The sequence below is a fragment of the Blautia ammoniilytica genome (assembly GCF_025566965.1).
GTDB lineage: Bacteria > Bacillota > Clostridia > Lachnospirales > Lachnospiraceae > Blautia_A > Blautia_A ammoniilytica.
The window spans coordinates 1-6,736 of the sequence record NZ_JAOQJL010000063.1 but is presented as its reverse complement, the minus strand read 5'-3'; the positions used below and the strand labels follow the sequence as shown (position 1 = coordinate 6,736).

The window sequence follows — 6,736 nt, the reverse complement described above, 5'->3', positions numbered from 1 at the left end:
CACGCGAGGATAGCTTGTAGATACTTGGCTCAGTAGAGCCATTGAGCAAGAAGCCCCCACTTCAAAATCTGAGATTTAAGTGGTGGGAGCATGTCACAGAAACGATATATCAGGCCTTCGTTTTCGGATCTGGCGTCTTGTGTAAATTGTAGCATTATATCCGAAAATATGATATACTGAAACAAGATTGATGAGAGAGGGGCGATTCCTATGGTAGGGTTTAATAATGTGATAGGGCATGAAGAGATTATCAGGCATTTACAAAATGCCATCAAAACAGGAAAGATATCACATTCCTATATTTTTGCCGGAGAACCGGGATCCGGAAAGCGGTTGCTTGCTGGCATTTATGCAATGACACTGCAATGCGAAGCAGGTGGAGAGAATGCATGTGGGAAGTGCGAATCCTGTAAGAGAGCTATTGGTAAGAATCACCCGGATATCATCATGGTGAAGCATGAAAAACCAAACACCATCAGTATTGATGAAATACGTGAGCAGGTAGTAAATGATGTGGATATTAAGCCTTACAGCAGTCCATATAAGATCTATATTATTCCGGATGCAGAGATCATGACACCGCAGGCGCAGAATGCTCTTCTGAAAACCATTGAAGAGCCTCCGGAATACGCTGTGATCATGCTGCTTACCAGTAATATTGACGGCCTTCTGCCTACCATCCGTTCCAGATGTGTACGTCTGGATTTGAAGGTAGTGGATGATGGACTGGTAAAGAAATATCTGATGGAGCATCTTCATATACCGGATTATCAGGCAGAGATTGATGCATCTTTTGCACATGGCAGTATAGGCAAGGCAAAGGAAGCAGCCACCTCTCAGGAGTTTGCGGATATTACTCAGAAGGCACTTAAAATTCTGAAGTATGCAGATTCCATGGAAGTATATGAGCTGACAGAAGCCATTAAAAATCTGTCCAGTGAGAAGCAGAATATTAATGACTATCTGGATATTTTTCAGTTCTGGTTCAGGGATGTTCTGATGTTCAAAGCTACCAGAGAGATCGATAATCTGGTATTTAAGCAGGAAATTAATTATATCAGGGAACAGGCCAGTCAGCGTTCGTATGAGAATCTGGAAAAGATACTGGAGGCATTGGATAAGACAAAAGTACGTCTGCGTGCCAATGTTAATACGGAACTGGCACTGGAATTACTGTTTCTGACAATCAGGGAGAAATAGAATGGCAAAGGTAGTTGGTGTAAGATTCCGAAATGTAGGAAAAATATATTATTTTAACCCTAAGACCTACAAAATAAAAGTAGGAGATCATGTGATCGTTGAGACAGCACGAGGTGTGGAGTATGGCAAGGTTGTGCTTGCACCAAGAGATATCAAAGAAGAAGATGTGGTGCATCCCCTGAAAGAAGTGATCAGGGTGGCAACAAAGGATGATGACGAAAGAGAAGCCCAGAATCGCATGAAGGAAAAGGATGCTTTCAAGATTTGTCAGAAGAAGATCCGTGAACATGGGCTTGAAATGAAGCTGATCGATGCAGAGTATACTTTTGATAACAATAAGGTGCTGTTTTATTTTACAGCAGACGGACGTATTGATTTCAGGCAGCTGGTAAAGGATCTGGCAGCCATTTTCAAGACCAGGATCGAGCTTCGTCAGATCGGAGTAAGAGACGAGACAAAGATCCTGGGAGGTATTGGGATCTGCGGCAGGTGCCTTTGCTGTCATACTTATCTGTCAGAGTTTGCACCGGTTTCCATTCGTATGGCAAAAGAGCAGAACCTTTCTCTGAACCAGACCAAGATTTCTGGTGTGTGCGGAAGACTGATGTGCTGTCTGAAAAATGAGCAGGAAACCTACGAGGAGTTAAACAAGCGTCTTCCCGGGAATGGTGATACGGTGATCACTCCGGATGGCCTTCATGGAACTGTACACAGTGTGAATGTACTGAGGCAGAGAGTAAAGGTTATTGTTGAGATTAACGATGAAAAAGAGATCCAGGAGTTTGCTGTGGAGGATCTGAAGTTCCGCCCAAGGAAAAAGAAAGTGAAGATTTCAGAGCAGGAACTGAAAGAACTTAAGAATCTGGAAGACAAAAAGGGAGACTCCAAGCTGGATGAATAAAGATCTTGTAAAAGAAAATGAACGTGTAGATGATCTGCAGAATGGCTGTTATGTGATCCAGGACAGGGAAAAGTTCTGTTTTGGCATGGATGCAGTGCTTCTGTCAGGTTTTACAAAGGTAAAGGAAGGGGAAAAGGTACTTGATATGTGTACAGGTACCGGCATTATCCCCATTCTTTTATCTGCCAAAACAAAGGGAAAGAATTTTACCGGGATAGAGATCCAGGAAGATTGCGCCCAGATGGCAGAAAGAAGCGTAAAGTATAACGGCCTTGAGGACAGGATTCAGATCATACAGGGAGATATAAAGGAAGCTGTCAGTATTTTCGGGGCAGCTTCTTTTCATGTTATTACCTGTAATCCTCCTTATATGATCGGTGCCCATGGGCTGACCAATCCCCATATGCCAAAGGCAATTGCAAGACACGAGATCCTGTGTACTTTGGAAGATGTGGTAAGCCAGGCAGCCAGGGTACTAGGGGACAGAGGACGTTTTTATATGGTGCACAGGCCTTTTCGATTGGCTGAGATCATGAATGTTCTGACCAGATACAAGCTGGAGCCAAAGAGAATGCAGCTGGTTTATCCATATATTGATAAGGAACCCAACATGGTTCTGATTGAAGCTGTGAAAGGCGGTAATCCGCGGATCACAGTGGAAAGGCCTTTGATCGTTTATGAAAAGCCGGGGGTTTACACAAAGTCTATCTTGGAACTGTATGGGATGGTATGAGGTAAGGATGATTATGCGGTGGTTATTTATCTGAAATGAGGAATTTATGAGCGGAAAATTATATCTATGCGCAACACCGATCGGGAATCTGGAGGATATTACTTTCAGGGTTCTGCGTACATTGAAAGAGGTGGATCTGATCGCAGCGGAGGATACCAGGAATAGTATTAAGCTGCTGAATCATTTTGAGATCAAAACGCCTATGACAAGCTATCATGAATATAATAAGATTGATAAAGGGATGGTATTGGTTGAAAAGATGCGTCAAGGTGCCAATATTGCTCTGATCACAGATGCGGGTACTCCGGGGATTTCAGATCCGGGGGAAGAACTGGTCTCCATGTGCCACCAGGCGGGGATTGAAGTGACCTCCCTGCCTGGTCCTGCTGCTTGTATTACAGCTCTTACCATGTCCGGGCTTCCTACCAGGCGATTTGCTTTTGAAGCCTTTCTTCCCTCTGATAAGAAAGAGCGCAGGGCGGTTCTGGAAGAACTGAAGAATGAAACAAGAACTATGATCGTTTATGAAGCACCACATCATCTGTTAAGCACCCTGGAAGAGTTAAGGGAGGCTCTTGGTAACAGGAAAATGACCTTATGCCGGGAACTGACCAAGAAGCATGAGACAGCATTTCTTACCACAATAGATGATCTGCTGGCATATTATAAGGACAGCAAGCCTTTAGGAGAATGCGTGCTGGTGATCCAGGGAAGAAGCAGAAAAGAGATGGAAAAGGAAGCCCAGGAATCCTGGGAAGAGATTTCTATTGAGGATCATATGGAACTTTATGAAAAACAGGGAATGCCGCGTAAGGAAGCCATGAAGCAGGTGGCAAAGGACAGAGGCGTGACTAAAAGAGAAATTTATAAGTATCTGATCCAGTGAAGCAGAGGACTTTTTGCCGCCTATAGATGACATGTCTGTTTCATCAAGTACAAAAGGGGAATAAGAGAGATGAAGAAAAAATTACTTGCAGGAGTTTTAACCCTGATCTTGGCTGTGCAGCCTGCAGCGTTATGCGGTGCAGAGGAGTTTACCGCAGAAGAAGCTTTAAATGTGCAGGAGAATAGCCAGGAAAATGTACAGCAGGGTATGGAAAGTGTGGGAGAGTTATCCCAGGATGAAGTTGCACAGAGTGATAATACTGAAAACTCTGATAATGAGATAGAAGATGTACAGGATGAGGCTGTATCGGCAGAGGACGCGTCAGAAGATCAGGTTCAGGATGTAACAGATGATTCTTTTGAGGTTACGGAGGAAGAATTTACAGATCAGGCAGATACAGATGTGTTTAGTGCAGGCGATTCAGGGGAAACAAAGACTTATACATTAACCGGAACCATTACCGCTCAGTTATCACAGGGAGTGATGACTATCACAGGAAGCGGAGAAATGCCTGATTATGAAGATGATACTCAGCAGCCCTGGTATTCAGAGGAAACGAAGATTAAGAAACTGGTGATTTCTGATGGGATCACAAAGGTAGGAAATTCCAATTTCTGGTGCTGTGCCATAGAGGAAATCTCTTTTCCGGAAACACTGACTGTGATCGGAAGAAATGCATTTTACAGCTGTTACAGGCTGAAGACAATTAATCTTCCGGAATCTCTGGTGACGATCGAAGACGGAGCATTCTGTGCATGTGAAGGAGCTTCCGGGGTACGTATGGGAAAGAACGTAAAATCCATTGGAAATGCAGCTTTTCTGGGTGTGGATGTAAAGCAGATCACACTTCCTGCATCCCTGGAGTCTATCAACACCCAGTCATTTAATAATACAACACTGGAAGAATACATTCTTGATGCAGGCAATCCTTACTACAAAGTGATCGATGGCGTTTTATTCAGTGCAGACGGTAAGAAGCTGCTCAGTGTTCCGGTAGGGAAAAATACAGATACATATCAGATTCCTGATGGTGTGGAAATTATAGGAGATTCTTCGTTTGTAGGGGTTAAGAATATCAAACAGGTGTCGATTCCGGCCAGTGTGACTACAGTTGAAAGCTGGGTATTCCAGGATTCCAGTCTTGAATCACTGGTGATCCCGGATACGGTAACACAGATTGGATACGGAATTGCCAAGGGAAGCAAGAGCCTGAGGACAGCTGTTATCGGAAACGGAATTACAGAACTGCCTTACAAGACTTTTGAAGAATGCACAAGTCTTGTAAGTATAAGCCTTGGAAATAACATTAAAGTAATTGATTCAAGGGCGTGTTTGGATTGTACCAGTCTGATTTCTATTAGTCTGCCAGAGGGGCTGGAAACGATCAACGGTAATTCTTTTTACGGGTGTACTGCATTAAGGCAAATCAATATTCCTTCAACGGTTAAAACAATAGAAAGCCGAGCCTTTGCCGAGTGTTCTCCTGAACTGGTGGTGAATCTTCCTTCAGGTTTGGTACAGACGGATGATGGGTCTTACAGAAGAACCAGCAATTTAAGTTTTACAGGTACATACAAATATTCAAGAGCATATGAAATTTTAAACTTTACCAATCAGGAAAGAGCAAAGGTGGGAGCTGCACCCCTTACCATGGATCCGGATCTTCTTGCAGCTGCTATGAAAAGAGCATCAGAATGCAGCGTGAAATATGATCATACCAGACCTACAGGATCCGCATGGAATACTGCAAGCACAGTTGTTACTGCCTGGGGAGAAAATATTTTAAGTGCAACCAGTTACCTGGATGCAGCCGGGGATGTGCAGATGTGGATGAATTCAGAAATGCACAAATGGAATATCCTGAACACAGATTATACTTCAATTGGTGTGGGATGCTTTGAGCAGAATGAACATTTTTACTGTGTACAGCTTTTCGGTAAAACCACTCCTGGAAGCTTTGCAGCACCGGCAGATTACACAACAAAAGTAACAATCCCTGTGATCACTGAAGATTATACCATTAAAAAACTGGTATGGTATGACCAGACTATTACTGCATGGACACAGACCGTGAGTGTGGGAGATACACAGAAAATGGCTCCTGTGATCGCAGAGTCAAATGAAAGCAGGACAGTGACGGAACTGGATCCTGAAGATTTCCAGTGGAGCAGCAGTAACCCGGCTGTGGCTTCTGTAGATGCCCAGGGAAATGTACGGGGGATTTCAGCAGGACGTGCACAGATCACTGCAATCACCAATATGATGGGCGGCTTTACAGTAACAGCACCGGTAAGGATCAAAGTGGGTGAGGTAAATTTCTGGGATACCATTGATGGGGATGGGGACAATCCATTTGGAAATAATGATAAAAACAATGAAAATAACAGCAACAATAACAATATCAATAGTGGAAGCAACAGTAGCAGCAGTTCCAAAATTAAGTTGAACAGATCTTCCATGACCCTTTATAAAGGGAAAAATGCTGTGCTTAAGGCAAGTGGGGCCAAAGGGAAAATTACCTGGAAAAGTTCTAACAGCCGTGTGGCAGCAGTGAACCAGAAAGGAAAAGTCACTGCAAAAAAGAAAGGAACTGCAGTGATCACAGCGTCTCTTTCTAATGGGAAAAAGGCTGTCTGCAAGGTAAGAGTAAAAGAGATCCCTGCAAAGAGGATAAAACTGAATGTAAAGGATTTGCGGGCATATAAAGGTTACAAATTTACAGTAAAGACTACCCTTACACCGAAAAAAGCCACAGATACTATTACCTGGAAAAGTTCTAATCCAAAGGTTGCATCTGTCACATCCAAGGGTGTGATCCGGATGAAAAAGAATGGTAAGGCTACCATTACAGCAAGAACTAAAAGCGGCAAGAAAGCCACTGTGAAGGTTACAGTGTGGAGCAAGAAGAAAGTGTATAAGAAATATAGGTAATTGCGAAACTCAAATTTGAAATATGAGAGCAGTTATCCACAATAAATGGAGATGATAAATGCAGAAACGTTAAATGACGAAATAT

Annotated in this window: 5 protein-coding genes; all 5 read left to right on the top strand. The window is 43.2% G+C overall.

Annotation, left to right across the window (positions count from 1 at the left end):
- Positions 1–210: 210 nt before the first annotated feature.
- The 5 genes from holB to OCV61_RS17980 all read left to right on the top strand — a co-directional run bounded on the left by holB (position 211) and on the right by OCV61_RS17980 (position 6,651).
- Positions 211–1,200: a DNA polymerase III subunit delta' gene (gene holB / locus OCV61_RS18000; protein WP_158422906.1), complete on the top strand. Its 990-nt coding sequence runs from the start codon at positions 211–213 to the stop codon at positions 1,198–1,200.
- A 1-nt stretch (position 1,201) separates the two neighbouring features.
- Positions 1,202–2,101 carry a PSP1 domain-containing protein gene (locus OCV61_RS17995; RefSeq protein WP_158422905.1) on the top strand — a complete coding sequence of 300 codons (900 nt, stop codon included), beginning with the start codon at positions 1,202–1,204 and terminating at the stop codon, positions 2,099–2,101.
- Positions 2,094–2,834: a tRNA1(Val) (adenine(37)-N6)-methyltransferase gene (locus tag OCV61_RS17990; protein WP_158422904.1), complete on the top strand. Its 741-nt coding sequence runs from the start codon at positions 2,094–2,096 to the stop codon at positions 2,832–2,834. Before OCV61_RS17995 ends, OCV61_RS17990 begins: the two co-directional genes overlap by 8 nt.
- Before the next feature lie 46 nt (positions 2,835–2,880).
- The gene (gene rsmI, locus OCV61_RS17985; RefSeq protein WP_158422903.1) at positions 2,881–3,720 is read left to right on the top strand and encodes a 16S rRNA (cytidine(1402)-2'-O)-methyltransferase; all 840 of its coding nucleotides are present in this window, start codon (positions 2,881–2,883) and stop codon (positions 3,718–3,720) included.
- 69 nt (positions 3,721–3,789) lie between these two features.
- Positions 3,790–6,651 carry a leucine-rich repeat protein gene (locus tag OCV61_RS17980; protein ID WP_158422902.1) on the top strand — a complete coding sequence of 954 codons (2,862 nt, stop codon included), beginning with the start codon at positions 3,790–3,792 and terminating at the stop codon, positions 6,649–6,651.
- Positions 6,652–6,736: the final 85 nt, after the last annotated feature.